Here is an 18,918-nt window from a genome sequence, read left to right on the forward strand (position 1 = left end):
ACCGGATGCGGAGGCACCACTATGTCGAGCAAAAGCGATAGGGACGTTAGATCCGCCCAATTGAATCCCGGCAATCCAGCCTCCGCGAGTTCTCGAGCGGGCAACTTCCGCGATGATGATGACGATGGGGAACCCGTCTCTTACGTCGATCGATATTTTTATACTCCGCCTCGCGCTACCCCGTTTCAGGTGATAGGGCAGTACGGAGTTGGGGTGGTTTCACAGGAAGGCGAAGCAAGGTTTGTCACCTTTCGTCTGGAAGCCACCGCGAGCGCGACACTTCTTTATTCCCACTCAAGCCTGCAGTCCCGCATGGAGGACTATTTCGAGCGTTTCGCGATCCATGTGCATGGGTTGTTCCACATGCACTTCAAGGCTCCGCCGGTGTTGTATGTGCAGTTTGACGGAACATCCGGCCGGCTGCCGTGGCACGTTCCGCTCAATCTGGAACGACCAGAGACAATGCGGACGTTTCTGATGTCGCACAAGCCATTCATGAACTGCGCACCCGCTCCGGATGCAGTGATCGAACTGTTATGTGACCGCCTCAGCGAACCAGGCGAGGATTGGGGTACTTTTCAAGTGCCGCATCGAGACGCTTCAGATCTGACATTCATCTACGCGACGCGCTGCAACGCTGAGATTCAGAAATATTCGCGCCCGGGCGCGACAGCGATCGAGGCGACAAGAACGAGAACGATTATTTGAATTGACGCGTCGATCATTGCGTTTCCTGGGAAAAGCCAAACCCGGTCAGAACCCGGACGCAAGCTGGTCCGAGTCGCGACTTTTGACCTGGCAGCCGCAGTACACTGGATTTGCGGCGTCGTTACCGCACAAGGAGATCGAGATGAAATTCGCCGAAATGTTCAGGTTCGCAAGGCGCGGCGCCAAGGCCGGTCAAGCAGCCGACGGAGAACATCAGCATGATCACGGCAAGTCGGCGCAAAAGGAAGCGAGAAAGCAGTGGGATGTAGTCGGTCGCAATCGTCATAAGCACGCGAAGTGGCAATAGGACACGACGACTGCGTCAGGGAGCCAAAGAACAAGGGGTGGTAGTCGTACCTCGGTTCGCATCGTTTCGTCGCTCGATCTGCCCGCTGTCACGCGCACACGGACAGCGGTTGCCCGCGCCCATGTGCGCCGGCATCAGGTTGCCGGTGCGGTCAGCGACGTGTTGTACGTGGTGCCCGCGATCACCGCCTTGTTCAGCGTAATGCCGCTCACATTGCTCACGAACACCGGACCCGGCGATCAGCGACGGGCTCCAGCGTACCGCATCGCCGGACGGGCTGTAATCGCAGTCGAATGTGATCAATCCGCCCTGGCCGGCCGAAGGATTCGGTGCAAGGCCGGTCGTGCCCGACCCGGTAATCTTGTACTGCGGGCCTGCCCTGCGAACTCAGCGAGCCGCCGCCGTACCTCCCAGCCAGATTCACGCCGTTGGCCAGCGTCACGCCGTTGATCCACACGTGCCGACAGTGTCGGGACATTCGTGGATCTATGGATCCAGTACATACGTGCTGGACCCCAGCGATCCTTTCACGAATGGTTTTCCTGCCGGTGATATCTGGTGATGAATCCTGTCGCAAAGCAAAAGTAGCCGCGTTCCGGCCTCGAGACGACGGTGAAGGGTTTTGGCGCGGCTGCACCCGCTCGAAGCTGGAGTTCGCACGTCCAGGAGAGACAGATGCTCGACACCTCCAAAAAATGCTTTGCGGCTGGACTGGCTGCCGTCGCCTTATTGCTCGCAAGCAGTCAGGCGTTCGCACAGGAGGTCGTGAAGATCGGCGTATCGGCCCCGCTGACCGGCGCCGGAGCCGCCAACGGTAAGGACATCGAGAATGGTGTTCGGCTCGCCGTCGAAGAAGCCAACGCCCAGCACACGAAGTTGGGCGGGCAGGAGGTGCGCTTCGAGCTGGACTCCGTCGATGATCAGGGCGACCCACGTGTTGGCGTGCAAGTCGCTCAGAAGCTCGTCGATGATGGCGTGGTCGCCGTGGTGGGCTACTACAACTCCGGAGTAGCGTTGCCCTCGTCGCCGATATTCGCCAAGGCCGGCATTCCGCTGATAGACCCCGCCGCCACGAACCCGGCCATAACCCGACAAGGGCTGAAGAACGTCTTCCGTATTATCGCCACCGACGCGCAGAACTCGGGCAATGCAGGGGAGTACGCGGTAGCGGTCACCAAGGCGCAGCGCATTGCAGTGATGGACGATCGCACGGCATTTGGCCAGGGTGCCGCGGAAGAATTCAAGAAGGCCGTCATCGCGGCCGGCGGCCATATCGTCGCGTCGGAATACACCAACGACAAGGCCGTCGAATTCAACGCACAGCTCACGAATATCAAGGCGGCGAACGCGGACCTGCTGTACTTTGCCGGCCTCGATAACCAGGCGGCCCTTCTTACCAGGCGGATGAAACAACTTGGTATGCGGACGCAGTTCGTAGGGAGCGGTGGCATCGCCGACAGCATCTTCATCGGCGTTGCCGGCAGTGCTGCCGAAGGCGCAATGGCCTGGGAGTACGGACGGCCAGTCGAGTCGCTTCCTCAAGGCAAAGCGTTCGCGGATAAATTCAAAAAACGATTCGGCGCGGATACGTTGACTTACGCGCCATTCGCCTACGACTGCGCGTGGGTCGCTATCACCGCCATGAAACAGGCGAATTCCTCAAAACCCGAGGTATTTATGCCTGCGTTGCGAACTATTCAGTACAACGGCATCACGGGAAAGATCGAATTCGATTCGTACGGAGATCTGAAACACCCGACGTCGACGCTCTATCAGGTGAAAGGCGGCAAGTGGGTGCCCGTGACAACCATCGGTGCGAAGTGAGTTGCCGGGCGACGGTTAGCACGCAACGGACTCTTTCTGAAGATATCGAAGCTTCGACCGAACATCTTTCCAGTCCTCGGCGTCGGGAAGCGGCGCCTGTCGGGCGGCGATCGTCGGCCACTGTTTGGCAAGCTCGGCGTTCAGTTCAACGAACCCGAGTTGGTCTTCGGCAATGTCCTCGGACGGCACAATCGCGTCGACGGGGCACTCTGGCGCGCAAACTCCGCAGTCGATGCATTCATCCGGATCGATCACGAGAAAGTTGGGACCTTGGCGGAAGCAGTCGGTGGGGCAGACCTCTACGCAGTCGGTATAGCGACACCGGATGCAGCTTTCGGTTACCACGTAAGTCATTTCGAATCCCTATTAATATGAGTCGATAAGACGCCGGTCCGCCGGGAGCGGACCGGTTGTTGGCAATGGATTACGCTTCGGCCGTTACCGCGGGTATCTCGACTGTCGACTCAGAAACATGCCGGCCAGCGTGCCGCGACATGATATGTACGGTTTTATGCCGCGTGTCTTCATCGGTTTCGAAGAAGAATTTCTTTTCACCGAAAGCCGGAACGAGATCGTGGAGCCACGTCGCGGTGGGATCGAACCTGGCATAGAAGGGGCGACGCACCCAGTCCGGGTTGCGTGCCTGGAGAAACTGCAGGGCAAACACCTTTTCTCCGGCAATCGTGACGATGCCGTCGATGACCACCTTGCCGGGAAACGCGCTCATCGACGGGCCGCGAACCGTACGCGCAAGTCCCGACACCTGCTGATAAGCAGACTGGAATATCTCGTATGCTTTTGCGAGCGGCAGTTCGAAGTAATGACTGGGCCCGGTATCGCGTTCGACGAACATGTAGTACGGAATGGCGCCCAGACGCACACCCGTCGTCCATAGTTCCACCCACCCGTTGGGGTCCTCGTTGATGTGCCGGATCAGCGGCGCCTGCATGCGCAGGGTCGCGCCTGTCGAGACGATCCGTTTGACAGCGCGCTGTGCGATCTCGGTTCGCAGCTCGGCCGGATGATTGTAGTGGCCCATGATCGCGAGATTTTTGCCGGACGCCACGACCTTTTCGAATAGACGCAGCAAGTCGTCGGAGTCTTTGTCGCTCACATAGCGTTGTGGCCAGTAAGCGACCGATTTGGTGCCGATGCGGATATTCTGGATATGCGAAAGCTCGGGTGCCAGCAGAGGTTCGATATACCCGGCAAGCGAACGCGTGTTCATGATGAGCGGGTCGCCACCGGTGATCAGCACGTCGGTCACCTCGGTGTGGAGCTTGAGGTACGCAACGAGCTCGCTCGATTCGCGAGCGTCGAACTTGAGGTCGTCCATGCCCACGAACTGCGGCCAGCGGAAACAGAATGTGCAGTACGCGTGGCATGTCTGCCCGGCGCTCGGGAAGAACAGTACCGTCTCCTTGTACTTGTGCTGAAGTCCGCTCACGGGCTGCCCGTTCATGAACGGCACGTTGTGTGTCATCTGCCCGGCCGGGTGCGGATTCATCGCCAGCCGGATACCGCGAACTGTTTCCTCGATGGCGGCCTCGTCCTTTTTCACGAGCACCAGGTCTCGCAGCTTCGAATAGTCGGCGGGCGAGAGCATGTCCTGATGCGGGAACGTGAGGCGATAGATGGGATCGTCGGGCACCTTGCCCCAGTCGATCAGTTCGTCCATCACATACTGGTTGGTACGAAACGGCATGACACGCGATACGACCTGCACGGCCTCCCGCAGCGATTCAGGAAGGTGTTGCCACTGTGGCGCCTGGCTGATCGTCTGCCGGGTATATGGTTTGAACTTTACAGGTGGCGAGTCGAAAGTCATGGCCTGATCCTTCGTGAGGTTTGGAAAGATGCTGACGAACACCGCCACTGTTGCCAGGCGATGATGAATCGAAGCGAAAGGAATTTTTGCAACGTGAAGCCAACCGAACGGACGGGTGCGTTTGTCCGTCGCTCGGCAAGTTGGAATTAATTGTGGCGTCGTCGGCCACCGGCCCGCAAACGATATAAACTCGCAACGTTGTGCGTTTGAGGAAGGAACGTGAGGCGAAGAATTCCCAGTATCGAAGCATTGATTGCGTTTGAGGCCGCGGCACGGCATCTGAGCTTTACGCGCAGCGCCGACGAACTGGCCCTGACGCAAAGCGCGGTCGGCAGGCAGGTCGGGAGTCTGGAGGAGTATCTGGGCGTACCGCTTTTCAATCGCGTCAAGAAGCGACTCAGCCTGACAGAGATTGGCCAGATCTATGCAAGGCAGGTTCGCGAGAACCTTGGAAGGCTGGAGCGGGACACGCTGGCCGCAATGGCGCATCGCGACGCGGGCGGCGTTCTCGAAATCGCTGTCATACCGACATTCGCTACGCGCTGGCTGATACCGCGTCTTCCCCGGTTCTATGCGGAACACGAGCGGGTGACGGTCAACCTGACGACACGTGCGGAGCCCTTCTTATTTACCGACACGCCGTTCGATGCAGCGATCCATTTCGGCGATCCTGTCTGGCCGGGCTCTTGCGCAAAGTACCTTTTCGGCGAAGAGATGACGCCCGTTTGCAGCCCGCAGTTGCTAAAAGGGCGGACCGATCTGCAGCCGCCTGAAGTCGCGAATTACACGTTGCTGCATCAGTCCGCGCGGCCGGACGCGTGGAGGAACTGGCTCGCGCAGGCGGGCATTCACGACGCCGACTGCATGCGTGGGCAGCGCTACGAGCTGTTTTCAATGCTCGTGGAAGCCGCGCGCGCGGGCCTTGGTATCGCGCTCGTACCTCGATTCTTCGTGTCGCATGAATTGGAACTGGGTGAATTGATCGTGCCGAGCAATTTGTCCTTGCGCAGCGACAAGGGCTATTACCTCGTATATCCGGAGTGCAAACAGATGCCGCTGGTGCAAGCGTTCGAGCGATGGATGCTCTCAGAAGCAGGCCGATACGTCGAACTCGGCGGATGCCGCTAACCGTCGCCGAGGCGCCTTTACACCAGCAAACACCACAGCGCTCTTCCGGTGGTGGTGATCGGGGTGATATCTGGGCCTGAGCGACAACCGACGATGCCCTGCGCGAGAAGTCAGTGGGGCGCCGGATCTCCCCGCAGCCATTCGATTAGCTGCGTAATGACTGGTGTGATGGTCCGACCATGCGGAACCACGACGAAATAGGCGTCGCTCGGCCGGAACGTCGCCACGTCCATCCGGACCAGTTCTCCTGAGAGCAACAGGTCATCGACCAGGCGGCTCCACCCCAACGCAATTCCCTGTCCATATCTCACGGCTTGAATCGCATCGGTGTAGAGACTGCACCGCAGCACCTTGTTGAGTCGCCCAGGCCGGTACCCGACCGCGCGAAACCATTCGTTCCAGCCCATCCAACCTTCAGTCGTAGCGTCGGACTCGACGAGCGGCAGCTTCGCCAGGTCATCGAGTGAGCGTGGCGTGCCGTATTCCCGAAGGAACTCCGGGGAACATACGGGGAAGACTTCCACGTCGAACAGCAACGTCGAGGTTCCGTCTGGCCAGTTGCCGTCCCCGTAGCGCACAGCGACATCGACTTCGACATGGCGCAGGTCCGCTTTGAACATGTCGGTCGACAGCCGCAGTTGCAAAGGGGGGACGAGCTTCTTTAGCTTCGCGAGCCGCGGCAAGAGCCGGAATTGCGAAAAGGCGGCCGTCGACACCAGCACCAGTTCCCGCAATTCGGTTCCCGTCACCAGCCGATCGAACACGCCGGCGATTTTCTGCATCGACTCGGCGACGACCATGTACAACGCTTCGCCCTCACTCGTCAGATCAATCGAACGGTGCAGGCGGTGAAAGAGTTGAACGCCGAGCGTCTCTTCGAGGAATCTAACCTGTCGACTCACCGCGGACTGCGTGACGCCCAATTCACTCGCGGCATAGGTGAAACTCCCAAGCCGAGCCACGGCTTCGAATTCGACAAGGGCGGTCAGCGAGGGAACGATCCGACGATAGCCTTTGGTTGCTTTGGTGGTTTTCATCTTGCTCAGGCGGAACCCTGGTTTGAGAGCAGATCCATGATGCCCGGTTCAGGAGTCCGGTCCCCCGTGCATTCTCGCATGATTTAAAGGAATGTGAACCGGCTTATAAAGGACGTTGACGGTGCGTTTCGACGATCCAATACTCAACGCCATATCAGTGCCGCGAGCGCTGCGAAACGTTCTCACCACGAGGTCCACCATGTCTGAAGTTCAGCTTCAAACGCATCGCGAACTGATCGAAAGCCGCAAGAAGGGACACGGCATGCCCGGCGCGTTGTTCGGGCGTCATGACGTCTTCGAGACGGACGTCGAGGTGTTCTTTCACAAGCTCTGGATTCTAGTTGGCGTCACAGCCGATGTACCGGAACCGGGCGATGTCCACACGGTCGACATCGGCCGGGCATCGATCGTCATCGTGCGGGACGACGACGAGAACGTGCGCGCCTATCACAACGTTTGCCGCCATCGCGGCTCGCGGATCATGAAGAAGGCCGGCAAGGCCAGCGTGGGGATGCTCGTGTGCCCATACCATCAGTGGACCTATGATCTCGACGGCAGCCTCAAGCATTCGACGCATATGGGCAACGACTTCGACGCAAGCTGCCACAGCCTGATTCCCGTCCATGTGAAGACGGTGGGCGCGCATATCTTCGTTTGTCTCGCCGACGATCCGCCCGCTGATTTCGAGAAGCTCGAGACCGTGATGGCCCCGCGCTTCGCGCCGTACGATCTGACGCGAACGAAGATCGCCCATGAGATGGAGATCGTCGAAAACGGCAACTGGAAGCTCGTGATGGAAAACAACCGCGAGTGCTACCACTGCGCCGGCACCCATCCCGAACTGACAAACTCGTTCCTGGCGGAGGACTTCGGTTTTTGTCCGGACGGCCAGAGCGAAGAATCGCTGCGAAGCTACGAGGACTACCTGAAACGCAACGCGGCTTGCCGGGAGAACTGGGAAAAGGACGGCTATGCCTGCGCCACGTTCGCATCGCTCGACGAGAGTGTGGAGACCAACTTCCGGACCCAGCGCCTCGTCATCTCGGGGGCCAACGAATCGCAGACACTGGACACGAAAGTCGCATGCACGAAACTGCTCGGCGGAGTCAGCCGGCGCGACCTTGGTGACGTCCACATGTGGGGCCATCATTCGTGGACTCACGTGATGAGCGACCATGCGGTGATCGCCTATCTTTTGCCGCTCGCGCCGGACAAGACGCTCGTGCGCACGGTCTGGCTCGTCCACGCAGACGCGGTTGAAGGTGTGGACTATGACCTGAAGCGGCTAACCGAGGTCTGGATCGCGACGACGAACCAGGACGCGGAACTCGTCGCGAACACGCACGCAGGCACGCAGGATCCGGCTTATATCCCGGGGCCTTTTTCGAGCTATACAGAGGCAGCGCTGGATCAGTTTTCGCGGTGGTACGACGCGAAGCTGAGAGCGTACGGAGTTTGAGGTCGCCATGAACGTTGCCGTGGATTCATGTTTCATCGAGCCGGGTCGGGAAATGCCTGATCGCTTTTGCAGTGCGAGCACGTGGGAACTCGCGGACACGCAGTGGCCGAGTCACGAGCAGCGCACGCTCACGTGCACGCGGGTGTCCGCTGAAACGCACGATGTCCGGACATTCGTGTTTAGCGCCCGCGACGGCCGGCTCTTCAGCTTTGAGCCGGGGCAGTTCATCACGGTATCAGCCGAGATCGCCGGCAAGGAGGTCAGCCGTTGCTACACGATCTCTTCGCCGCCGACACGCCCCCATACGCTTTCCATTACGGTCAAACGCACGCCGGGCGGCGTCATGTCGAACTGGCTGCACGAGAACATGAGGGAGGGTGGCGAGCTGAAAGCCTTCGGGCCCTCGGGCGTATTCACACCTTCTTCGGGCCCCGCTGCAAAGCTTCTGTATCTTTCGGCGGGATCGGGCGTGACACCACTGATGTCAATGACGCGGGCGGCACTCGACCTCGGCCTGAATCGCGACATCGTGTTTATTCATAGCGCCCGGACGCCGGAAGACATCATCTTTCGCAACGAGCTTGCGTGCTTGTGCGCGCTCTCGGACAAGCTCCGGGTCGTGCACGTATGCGAGGCGCCCGGGAATGAGCCTGATTGGTCGGGTCCCGTGGGGCGTCTTGGTCTTGAACTGTTGAGCCAGCATGTGCCGGACTACCGCGATCGTGAAGTGTTCATCTGTGGCCCGGGCGGCTATATGGACGCTTGCAGACAGATGCTCGAGGAAGGTGGGCACGATCCTTCCCGATATCATCAGGAAAGCTTCAACTTCGCGGAGACTGTGGAGTGCGCTGAAGGGCCGGGCGCGGAGCCCAGCGCAGAAGCGAGCGGGCAGATAGGCTATACGGTGCAGCTGGCGCGCTCGGGTCGCACGTTCACGATGGACGGATCGCAGACGGTGCTCGTCGCCGCGCGCAAGGCCGGTGTGCCCTTGCCATCGTCATGCAGCCAGGGCATATGCGGGACCTGCAAGACGAAAGTACTCGATGGCTCGGTGGACATGAAGCACAACGGAGGCATCCGCCCGCGTGAAATCGACAAGGGCATGCGCTTGATGTGCTGCAGCCGACCGACTTCGGATCTGATTCTCGATCTGTAGCTTTTACCATTCCGGAGGGGCTCAGGGCGCGGATAGCGCGGCCAGCCGCCGCTAAGAGCGGCGGCGCCCGCGAAGTTCGCGCGCCTTCCCGATGCCCCGGTTAGCCTGCCGAGACCAGGGCCTCTCTCCGTCCTTCGGTGTCAGTAATGAACCACGGTCCGGATCGATTTGCCCTCGTGCATCAAATCGAAAGCTTCATTGATGCCAGACAGCGGCCTCGTGTGGGTAACGAACGGCGCGAGTTGGATCTTGCCCTGCATCGCGTCTTCCACCATGCCGGGCAGTTCCGAGCGGCCCTTCACGCCGCCAAAGGCGGTGCCGAGCCAGCGGCGGCCGGTCACGAGCTGGAACGGACGGGTGGAGATTTCCTGACCCGCACCGGCCACGCCAATGACGACCGACTGGCCCCAGCCACGGTGCGCGCATTCCAGCGCCGCACGCATCACGTTGACGTTGCCGATGCATTCGAAGCTGTGGTCCACGCCCCAGCCCGTCATTTCGACGATGACTTGCTGGATCGGCTTTTCGTAATCCTTGGGGTTGATGCAGTCGGTCGCCCCGAAGGCGCGCGCCAGGTCGAACTTGCCCGGGTTGGTGTCAATGGCGATGATGCGGCCAGCCTTGGCGAGCTTGGCGCCCTGGATCACGGCAAGGCCAATGCCGCCCAGCCCGAATACGGCGACGGTATCGCCTTCCTGCACCTTCGCGGTGTTCTTTACCGCGCCCAGGCCCGTGGTCACGCCGCAGCCGAGTAGGCACACCTGCTCGGGATTGGCCTGCGGGTTGATTCTGGCGAGCGACACCTCGGCCACCACGGTGTACTCGCTGAACGTGGAGCAGCCCATGTAGTGATAGAGGGGCTGGCCGTTGTAACTGAAGCGGGTCGTGCCGTCGGGCATCACGCCCTTGCCCTGCGTGGCGCGCACGGACACGCACAGATTGGTCTTGCCGCTCTTGCAGAACAGACACTCGCCACATTCCGCGGTGTAGAGCGGGATAACGTGATCGCCGGGTTTGACGCTCGTCACGCCTTCACCCACTTCCACGACGATGCCGGCGCCCTCGTGACCGAGCACGACTGGGAAAAGGCCTTCGGGATCGTCCCCCGAGAGGGTGAATGCGTCGGTGTGGCACACACCAGTATGCGTAATCTTGATCAGCACCTCGCCCTTGCGAGGCGGTTCGACGTCGATCTCGACGATCTCGAGGGGCTTACCTGGCGCAAACGCAACTGCAGCACGCGATTTCATAGTGGTCCTGTTAAGAAAGGGGCGCCAATTGCGGGGTGGAATTCCCGCATTGAACTAGCGTAGATAGGTTCGAACGAGGGTCACGACATCGTCGATCGACCCCGATGAGGCATCCGCGGATCCCGCAAGGTGCGAGAACTCCTCGCGCAGATGGCTTTCGAGCACACCGGCCATCACACCGTTGATCGCCCCGCGGATGGCCGCCAGTTGCTGGAGCACCGGAGCGCAATCGGCGCCGTCCTCCAGCGCGCGCTCGAGCGCGTCCAGCTGGCCGCGAACCCTGCGCACGCGTGTCAGCACACGTTTCTTTTCTTCGGCGGAATGAGGCATGACAGCAGCGATGTGTTGATACTAGGGGGCAGTATAGGACAATACTTAGGGGGAGTATACGTGTCCCGGGGATTCGGCGGCCGAAACACCAGGTGAATAGCCGGACTGCTCCCATGGTGCATCCGGCGCATAATGAATTCCTATTGGTCGTGCCGCGACGAGGTTGTATGCGCTGCACAAACTGCGGATTCGATAGTCTCAGCAGGGCCAGGTTCTGCGAAGCCTGCGGGACCATGCTGACGTGCGTGTGTCCCCGTTGCGGGCGTGAGTCCGCCGCAACCGCCCGATTCTGTAGCGAGTGCGGGGCGCCGCTCAGCGAAGCGCCGGAGCAGGCGAGGTCCGTCCAGCAACCACCACCCGCACCGGTCAACTACACGCCCCATCATCTTGCCGAGCGTATCCGTGCCGAGCACGTCGCGATGGAAGCAAGAGGCGAAACTGCTGGCGAACGCAAAACCGTCACGGCGCTATTCGCCGACATGGCGGGTTCCACGGCTCTGATCCATGATCTCGACCCGGAAGAAGCCCACCACCTGATCGAGCCCGTCGTCGCGCTGATGATGGAAGCCGTCCACTACTACGAGGGCTACGTCGCCAAATCGCTGGGCGACGGCATCCTCGCGCTGTTCGGCGCGCCAATCGCCCACGAAGACCATCCGCAACGGGCGCTTTTCGCGGCGTTGCGGATGCAGCAGGCGATGCGCCGGCATGGCGACCGGATTCGCCTGGAAAAAGGCATTCCTCTGCAGGTGCGCGTGGGTGTTCACACCGGCGAGGTCGTCGTGCGCTCGATCCGCACCGATGATCTGCACACCGATTACGACCCGGTCGGCCACACGATCCACATTGCATCGCGCATGGAAGAGATCGCCACGCCTACGTCCATTCTCGTCAGCGAGTCGACTCACAGGCTCGCCGAGGGCTATTTCGAGTTCAAGGCGTTGGGGGCCGCCCAGGTCAAAGGCATCCCCGAGCCGCTGCCGGTCTACGAGGTGCTGGGCCCGGGCGCACTGCGCACGCGACTGCAACTGGCGGCGCATCGGGGCCTCGCGCGGTTCGTCGGGCGCGAGACCGAAATGGCGCACCTGAACCAGACGCTCGAAGCGACGCGGGCGGGTCGCGGGCAGGTCGTCAGCGTGGTCGGCGAAGCGGGCGTCGGCAAGTCGCGGCTCTTTCACGAATTCAAGGAGCGTTCGCGGCGAGGGTGTCTGGTGCTGGAAACGTTTTCTGTGTCGCACGGCAAGGCGTTTGCGAATTTGCCGCTGATCGAACTGATGAAGAGCTATTTTCAGATCACCGCCCGCGACGACGAACGACGCTGCCGCGAAAAAGTCATCGGCAAGGTATTGACGCTCGAGCGCAGTTTCGAGGATCTCGTGCCCTACCTGCTGTATCTGCTCGGCACCGGCGAGTCCGCTTCCGCGCTGGCGGACATGGATCCGAAGATTCGGCGGGACCGGACCTTCGACGCGATCACGCAGCTGTTGACGCGCGAGAGCCAAAGCCAGCCGATCGAGCTGCTGTTCGAAGATTTGCAATGGCTGGACCGGGAGACCGAGGCTTTCCTGGTCTATCTTGTCGAGCGCGTGCCGGCCAGCCGAATCCTGCTGCTCGTGAATTATCGGCCGGAATATCAACCAGCCTGGAATTGCAGCCAGCTTCGGCTCGAATCACTCGGTCCGAGAGAGGCCCATGGACTCCTTACGGCCCTGCTCGGCGACGATGCTTCGCTGCTGCCCCTCAAGCAGCGCATCCTCGACAAGACGGAGGGCAACCCGTTCTTCATGGAGGAAGTGGTGCAGACGCTCGCCGAGGAGCGGTCCCTGCTCGGCGAGCCGGGACACTACCGGATCGAACGAACGCCGACGGCGCTGCACATTCCGACGACGGTGCAAGGGGTGCTCGCCGCGCGTGTCGACCGGCTCCCGCTTGCGGAGAAGGACCTGCTGCAGACGCTCGCGGTGATCGGCAAGGAGTTTCCGTTCAGTCTGATCCAGCGCATTTGCGATGGCCAGCTCGCACGCACGGACGATGATCTGCGCGAACTGCTCGCCCACCTGGAAGCCGCGGAGTTCATTTATGAGCGGCCCGCATACCCGGAGGTCGAGTATTCGTTCAAACACGCGCTGACGCAGGAAGTGGCGGGGCACTCGCTGCTCACGGAGCGGCGCAGCGCGTTGCACGAGCGCACCGCGAAAGCCATCGAGGCGCTGTTCCCCACTCGTATCGCGGACTACTGCAGCGAACTCGCACATCACTACAGTCTGAGCGGCAATATTCCGAAGGCTGTTGAATACCTGCACAGTGCCGCGCAGCAGGCGCTCAGGCACGGCGCCCATCTGGACGCGATGCATCACCTCGGTGCCGCATTGGGTCTGCTCGATCGATTGCCCGATACGCCCGCACGCGCATCTCGTGAGCTGCTGCTGCTGCTATCGCTGGGCCCTGCCTTGATGGACGTGCGCGGCTATGGGGCGCCGGAGGTGGGCGCGACCTATATGCGCGCACGGCAGTTGTGCGAACAGTTGGGTGAGACGTCGCAACTTTTCGCGGCGCTGCTTGGCTTGAGAATCCACAACGTTTCGCGCGCGCAGTACGCCGTCGGTCGCGAACTTGGAGAGCGGATGCTTCACATGGCGCAGCAAGCGCAAGATGCGGACTGGCTGCTGGAGGCGCACGGCGCACTCGGCGCCTGTATGTTCCCCCAGGGCGAATTGGGCGCCGCCGCCGCGCACCTGAAACAGGCGCTCGCACTTTATGATCCTGAGCGGCATCAGGCCCACGTTTTTGCTCACGGCGTGGACCCGGGCATCCGCGCGTTGAACTTTCTGGCCTTGATCCTGTGGCTCCAGGGATATCCCGATCAGGCGCGCGAGCGCAGCATGGATGCGCTCGCGCTTGCGCAGAAGCTCGCCTACGGGCCGACGCTGGCGTTCACGCTGGCTTACGCGGCCGAGTTGCATCAGCTGCGGCGCGAGGCCCCTCTGGTTCGCGAGCGAGCCGAAGCGGCCATTGCTGTGTCGATCGAACATGGCTTGCCGTACTGGCTCGCCTGGGGAACCATCTTTTCGGGCTGGGCGCGAGTCCAACCGGGAAATCTGCAGGATGGCATCGCCCAGTTGCGCGAAGGGCTGAGGGCCGAACAATCCGCCGGCGGCGCGGAACAGCGCTCATACTTTCTGGCCACTCTTGCCGACTGTCTGTGGCGGGCCGGCGATGTGGAGGGTGGATTGCGCACGCTGGAGGAGGCCACGTCGATCGTGAACAAAACCGGCGAGCATTTCTTCGATGCCGAATTGCATCGGCTCAAGGGAGTGATGCTGCTAGCTTCGGTTAGCGAAGCTGAGCGTGTGATCGCGTCGAGCGATGAGGCGCAAGCCTGCTTTCTCAGAGCAATTGCGGTGGCTCGCGCGCAGGGCGCCAGAGCGCTGCAACTGCGCGCGGCAACGAATCTGGCTCGCCTGTGGCAGCGTGCGGGCAGACTGGGCGACGCGAGGCAGGTGCTGTCCGAAGTATTCGACACTTTCACGGAGGGTTTGGACACCGGCGACTTGCGAGACGCCAGGGCGCTGCTCGATGCGCTCCCATCGAGCAGCGCGCGAACGATCGATGACGTGCGCGGATAACGGTACTGGCCGTGGAGGTGGCCTATGGCGGTGAATCGTACAAGACGCCACGACGCGTCGGCGCCCAGGTCGATTGCGCTGGCTCTGCAGGGCGGCGGGATGCACGGCGCATTCACGTGGGGCGTTCTCGACCGGCTACTCGAAGACGACCGACTCGAGATCGAAGGGGTAAGCGCGACCAGCGCCGGCGCAATGAACGGTGCAGTGCTCGCATACGGGCTGTTGAACGGGGGCGAGGACGGCGCGCGTCAGGCGCTGCACGACTTCTGGCATGGGGTCGCGGAGTCGGCCGAGCGCTATAGCCCGCTGCGCTGGATGCCGTGGCTCAAGGGCTCGCACAGTTTCGGTCTCGATCATTCACCGCTTTATGCGTTCGCGGACATGATGCTGCGCGTGTTTTCCCCCTATCAGTTCAATCCGCACAATCTGAATCCGTTGCGCGAAGTGCTCGAACGCCAGGTCGACTTTGCGGCACTGCGCCAACGGTGTCCGATACTGCTATATCTGTGCGCGACCAACGTGGAGACGGGCAAGATACGCATCTTCACGGGTGAGGACATCTGCGCGGACGCGGTGCTCGCCTCCGCCTGCGTGCCGACGCTGTTCCATGCGGTGACGATCGCAGGCCAGCACTACTGGGATGGCGGCTATATGGGCAACCCCGCCATTTATCCGCTGATCTATCACTGCAAGACGCGCGACGTGGTGATCGTCCACATCAATCCGCTCGTACGCGCCGGCGTGCCAGTCACGGCCGCCGGAATTCTGAATCGGATCAGCGAAATCAGCTTCAATTCATCGCTGATGCGCGAGATGCGTGCAATTGCATTTGTCACCGATCTGATCCAGCAAGGTAAACTCGATCGGGACGAGATGAAGGAAATGCTGATTCATTCGATCCGCTCCGACGCCGCGATGTGCGCGCTCAGCCTGTCCAGCAAGTACAACGCGGATTGGAGCTTTCTCTGCGAACTGCGCGACAACGGCCGGAACGAGGCCGATGCTTGGCTCGCGCGGCACTACGCGGATATCGGTCGACGCTCCAGCATCGACATTCGCGCGGAGTTTCTCTGAGCAGCCTGCTGAAGAAAGCGGCGGACAGTCGCAGTGAGCCGACGTGCGCAAAGGAGCAGAGATGAGCCACTTGCAGGAACGCTTCGTCGAGTTATGGACGCGCTGCGGCGGCGCACGCGCCGAGGCTGTCTATGCCGATCTCGCGCAACGTTACAGCGAACCCATTCGTCACTATCACACGCTGCGTCACGTTCGCCGCTGTCTGCGCTATTTCGATGCGGCACGCAGCGCGATCCCGCATCCCGATCTCGTGGAACTTGCGCTGTGGTGCCACGACATCATCTATGTTCCAGGCGCAAGCGACAACGAGCGGCGCAGCGCGGACTGGCTTCGACGCTCGGCCGGCGATCGCATCGCGATGTGTGAGCGAATCTGCGCAATGATCCTCGCCACCCGACATACCGGCGCGCCGGAAGAGCTCGATGAGCGCTTTACATGCGACATCGACCTCGCTGTCCTGGGCGCCGCGAGATCCCGGTTTCTCGCGGAAGGAGTGCGCGTGCGCAGAGAGCGCTCGGACCTCGACGACCTCGCATATGACTTGCAGGAGCGAAAGTTCCTGGGCAGCCTGCTTGCACGACCTCGCATCTATTTCACGGACTATTTCCACGCGAGATGCGAGATGCGTGCTCGCGGGAATCTCACGTGGCGGCTCGCGTCGGAGACGCCGGGATCGCGGTAGACCCAGGCGGCCATTGCGACTCCAAGACGCGCACGTTTCATATGCATTTCCTACGCGTAGTAATTTGCTCAAAGTAACGCACATTTCCGAGACGCTCAACGTTTGCTCGGCTACGGGTGTTGCTCATCCAGGAGTTTTTATCACCGCGCTGTGAGAAAAAATCGCGTCGACCGGGTGTTTACGCCAATGTCATCGCGCTCGCCGGCGATGGTCTACTCATCACACCAGTTTTGACCATCCATCCAGCACAGCGGGAGGACGCGTGAACGTTGCAGATCCGGCGGCCGTCGAACGGTCGGCCATTCGAAAGGTGTCGTGGCGACTCGTACCGTTCGTCGCTCTGATGTTCTTCATCAACTTTCTCGACCGGACCGCGATCTCGTTCGCCGGACCCAACGGGATGACCAGGGATCTCGGTCTCAGCGCCGCCCAGTTCGGCCTCGCGGCGGGGGTGTTCTTCAGCGGCTATATCGTGCTGGAGATTCCCAGCAATCTCGCTCTGCACAAATTCGGCGCCCGGCGTTGGCTCGCCCGCATCATGGTGACCTGGGGCATCGTTGCGTTGCTGTTCACCTGGGTCAGCAGCGTGAGCGGTCTGTATGCGCTGCGCTTTCTGCTCGGCGTGACGGAGGCGGGCTTCTTCCCTGGCGCGATTCTGTTCCTGAGCATGTGGGTGCCGGCGAGGCACCGCAGTCATATCCTCGCGCTGTTCTATCTCGCGCAGCCGCTGACGATCGTGATCGGCGCGCCAGTCGCCGCGTTGCTGATCGATGCACACGGTCTGTTCGGGCTGGCCGGCTGGCGCATCATGTTCTTCGGCGTCGCGATCCCCGCGATCCTGGTCGGCGTGCTCGCGTGGTTCTATCTGACCGACAAGCCATCGCAGGCTAGCTGGCTGAGTGTCGCCGAGCGCGACTGGCTCAGCACGGAACTCGCAACCGAGGAACGGCAGAAGGGCGCAAGCGCCGCGCTCGCGCAACATGGCAATCCGCTCGCCGCGTTGACCAACGGCCGGGTGTGGATGTTCTCGCTGATGTACTTCGGCCTGATCTACGGCCTGTATGCGCTCGCGTTCTTCCTGCCGACGATCATCGGCGGCTTCGAGACGCGCTTCGGCACCCACTTCAACGTGTTCCAGAAAGGCTTGATCACCGCGATTCCGTATCTGCCCGCGGCGCTCGTGCTGTTCCTGTGGAGTCGCGACGCGACCCGGCGCGGCGTGCGCTCGTGGCATATCGCGGTGCCGTCGCTGATCGGCGCTCTGAGTGTGCCGCTCGCGCTGCAAATGGGCTCGCCCGCCGCGAGCATCGCCGTCATCACCGTCACGGCCTGCGCGATTTTCGCCGCGTTGCCGAATTTCTGGGCGCTGCCCGCGCGCTTCCTGTCGGGCGCGGCGGCCGCGGCGGGCATCGCCCTGATCAACACGGTCGGCAATATCGCGGGCTTCGTCGCGCCGTACATCACGGGCGTCGCGAAGGACATGAGCGGCTCGTATCAACTGCCGATGCTGATCGTCGGCGCGATGATGCTGATGTCCGCCGTGCTCGCGCTGGCGATCGGCCGCACGAGTACCCGCGCGTCGCTCGAGCCGGCACAGGCACATTGAGATCGACCGATTCACGTTCCCGGGACCACGCGTTCCGGCGCATATCGACTGCTGAAGGAGAGTTGCAATGAAGGAGAAAATCGCATTGTTTGGCGCGGGCGGGAAGATGGGCGTGCGCCTGTCGAATAACCTGCTGAAGTCGGACTACCGTGTCGCGCACGTCGAGCCGGGCGCGGCGGGACAAAAGCGCCTGAAGGACGAACTCGGCATCGACGCGGTCGCGGCGGATGCCGCGCTCGACGGCGCCGATGTCGTGATTCTCGCGGTGCCCGATACGCTGATCGGCAAGCTGAGCCATGAAATCGCACCGAAGCTGCGGCCCGGCACGATGGTGATGACGCTCGACGCGGCCGCGCCGTTCGCCGGCCATCTGCCCGATCGCAAAGATCTGACGTACTTCGTTACGCATCCGTGCCATCCACTCATCTTCAACTACGACACCGACGAGAAATCGCTGCACGATCACTTCGGTGGCGCGCACGCGAAGCAGTCGGTCGTCAGCGCGCTGATGCAAGGTCCGGACGAGGCGTTCGATCTCGGCGAAGCGATCGCGAAGGTGATCTACGCGCCGATTCTGCGTTCGTATCGGTTGAGCGTCGATCAGATGGCGATTCTCGAACCCGGTCTGTCGGAAACGGTGTGCGCGACGCTGCTACACGTGATGCGCGAGGCGATGGATGAAACCGTGAAACGCGGCGTGCCGGAGCAAGCCGCGCGCGACTTCCTGCTCGGCCATATGAACATCCTCGCGGCGGTGATCTTCAACGAGATTCCGGGCGCGTTCTCCGATGCATGCAATAAGGCGATCGAGTTCGGCAAACCGCGTCTGATGCGCGATGACTGGAAGAACGTGTTCGACCGCGCGGAGATTGCCGAGAGCATTCGCCGCATTACGTAATCGCG

General features: G+C 61.4%; 17 protein-coding genes. 12 read left to right on the forward strand and 5 right to left on the reverse strand.

Annotated features, from left to right (window positions below):
- Nucleotides 1–213 precede the first annotated feature (213 nt).
- From AB3X94_RS14415 to AB3X94_RS14430, 4 genes are all read left to right on the forward strand, one after another.
- Nucleotides 214–708, forward strand: coding sequence for a hypothetical protein (locus tag AB3X94_RS14415; RefSeq protein ID WP_246392265.1), 495 nt, complete (start codon nucleotides 214–216; stop codon nucleotides 706–708).
- 142 nt (nucleotides 709–850) lie between these two features.
- Entirely contained in the window at nucleotides 851–1,015 is a 165-nt protein-coding gene (locus AB3X94_RS14420) for a hypothetical protein (RefSeq protein WP_176111137.1), read from the forward strand.
- A 343-nt stretch (nucleotides 1,016–1,358) separates the two neighbouring features.
- Complete coding sequence (locus AB3X94_RS14425; protein WP_368611913.1) at nucleotides 1,359–1,577, forward strand: proline racemase family protein; 219 nt, start codon at nucleotides 1,359–1,361, stop codon at nucleotides 1,575–1,577.
- 113 nt (nucleotides 1,578–1,690) lie between these two features.
- A complete protein-coding gene (locus AB3X94_RS14430) occupies nucleotides 1,691–2,839 on the forward strand; it encodes a branched-chain amino acid ABC transporter substrate-binding protein (protein WP_368611880.1) in 1,149 nt (382 codons plus the stop codon).
- Nucleotides 2,840–2,854: 15 nt separating this feature from the next.
- Here AB3X94_RS14430 and fdxA read toward each other — a convergent pair whose 3' ends face one another.
- Nucleotides 2,855–3,193, reverse strand: coding sequence for a ferredoxin FdxA (gene fdxA / locus AB3X94_RS14435; protein WP_368611881.1), 339 nt, complete (start codon nucleotides 3,191–3,193; stop codon nucleotides 2,855–2,857).
- A gap of 70 nt (nucleotides 3,194–3,263) precedes the next feature.
- Nucleotides 3,264–4,667, reverse strand: a complete 1,404-nt coding sequence (locus tag AB3X94_RS14440; protein WP_368611914.1) for a KamA family radical SAM protein — start codon at nucleotides 4,665–4,667, stop codon at nucleotides 3,264–3,266.
- A 219-nt stretch (nucleotides 4,668–4,886) separates the two neighbouring features.
- Between AB3X94_RS14440 and AB3X94_RS14445 the strand changes: the two genes are divergently transcribed.
- Nucleotides 4,887–5,795: a LysR substrate-binding domain-containing protein gene (locus AB3X94_RS14445; protein WP_368611882.1), complete on the forward strand. Its 909-nt coding sequence runs from the start codon at nucleotides 4,887–4,889 to the stop codon at nucleotides 5,793–5,795.
- Between the two features lie 110 nt (nucleotides 5,796–5,905).
- On the opposite strand, the gene AB3X94_RS14450 is transcribed toward AB3X94_RS14445, so the two are convergent.
- A complete protein-coding gene (locus tag AB3X94_RS14450) occupies nucleotides 5,906–6,832 on the reverse strand; it encodes a LysR substrate-binding domain-containing protein (protein WP_176111132.1) in 927 nt (308 codons plus the stop codon).
- 199 nt (nucleotides 6,833–7,031) lie between these two features.
- Here AB3X94_RS14450 and AB3X94_RS14455 point away from each other — a divergent pair, with 199 nt between their 5' ends.
- Both AB3X94_RS14455 and AB3X94_RS14460 read left to right on the forward strand, forming a co-directional pair.
- Nucleotides 7,032–8,291: an SRPBCC family protein gene (locus tag AB3X94_RS14455; protein ID WP_368611883.1), complete on the forward strand. Its 1,260-nt coding sequence runs from the start codon at nucleotides 7,032–7,034 to the stop codon at nucleotides 8,289–8,291.
- Nucleotides 8,292–8,298: 7 nt separating this feature from the next.
- The gene (locus tag AB3X94_RS14460) at nucleotides 8,299–9,447 is read left to right on the forward strand and encodes a 2Fe-2S iron-sulfur cluster-binding protein (RefSeq protein ID WP_368611884.1); all 1,149 of its coding nucleotides are present in this window, start codon (nucleotides 8,299–8,301) and stop codon (nucleotides 9,445–9,447) included.
- A 140-nt stretch (nucleotides 9,448–9,587) separates the two neighbouring features.
- Here AB3X94_RS14460 and AB3X94_RS14465 read toward each other — a convergent pair whose 3' ends face one another.
- Together AB3X94_RS14465 and frmR are read right to left on the reverse strand one after the other, a co-directional pair.
- Entirely contained in the window at nucleotides 9,588–10,697 is a 1,110-nt protein-coding gene (locus AB3X94_RS14465; protein WP_176111129.1) for an S-(hydroxymethyl)glutathione dehydrogenase/class III alcohol dehydrogenase, read from the reverse strand.
- A gap of 54 nt (nucleotides 10,698–10,751) precedes the next feature.
- Nucleotides 10,752–11,027, reverse strand: a complete 276-nt coding sequence (gene frmR / locus AB3X94_RS14470; RefSeq protein WP_368591950.1) for a formaldehyde-responsive transcriptional repressor FrmR — start codon at nucleotides 11,025–11,027, stop codon at nucleotides 10,752–10,754.
- A 167-nt stretch (nucleotides 11,028–11,194) separates the two neighbouring features.
- Here frmR and AB3X94_RS14475 point away from each other — a divergent pair, with 167 nt between their 5' ends.
- From AB3X94_RS14475 to AB3X94_RS14495, 5 genes are all read left to right on the forward strand, one after another.
- On the forward strand, nucleotides 11,195–14,653 hold the full coding sequence (locus AB3X94_RS14475; protein ID WP_368611885.1) for an adenylate/guanylate cyclase domain-containing protein: 3,459 nt from the start codon (nucleotides 11,195–11,197) through the stop codon (nucleotides 14,651–14,653).
- Between the two features lie 24 nt (nucleotides 14,654–14,677).
- Nucleotides 14,678–15,727, forward strand: a complete 1,050-nt coding sequence (locus tag AB3X94_RS14480; protein WP_176111126.1) for a patatin-like phospholipase family protein — start codon at nucleotides 14,678–14,680, stop codon at nucleotides 15,725–15,727.
- Between the two features lie 61 nt (nucleotides 15,728–15,788).
- Nucleotides 15,789–16,409 (forward strand): hypothetical protein, encoded by a 621-nt coding sequence (locus tag AB3X94_RS14485; protein ID WP_176111125.1) that lies wholly within the window; start codon nucleotides 15,789–15,791, stop codon nucleotides 16,407–16,409.
- A gap of 262 nt (nucleotides 16,410–16,671) precedes the next feature.
- Nucleotides 16,672–18,015, forward strand: coding sequence for an MFS transporter (locus AB3X94_RS14490; RefSeq protein WP_368611886.1), 1,344 nt, complete (start codon nucleotides 16,672–16,674; stop codon nucleotides 18,013–18,015).
- A gap of 67 nt (nucleotides 18,016–18,082) precedes the next feature.
- Nucleotides 18,083–18,913: a phosphogluconate dehydrogenase C-terminal domain-containing protein gene (locus AB3X94_RS14495; protein ID WP_176111123.1), complete on the forward strand. Its 831-nt coding sequence runs from the start codon at nucleotides 18,083–18,085 to the stop codon at nucleotides 18,911–18,913.
- The last annotated feature ends 5 nt before the right edge of the window (nucleotides 18,914–18,918 follow it).

The organism is Paraburkholderia sp. BR10923 (assembly GCF_040948765.1).
Lineage (GTDB): Bacteria > Pseudomonadota > Gammaproteobacteria > Burkholderiales > Burkholderiaceae > Paraburkholderia > Paraburkholderia youngii.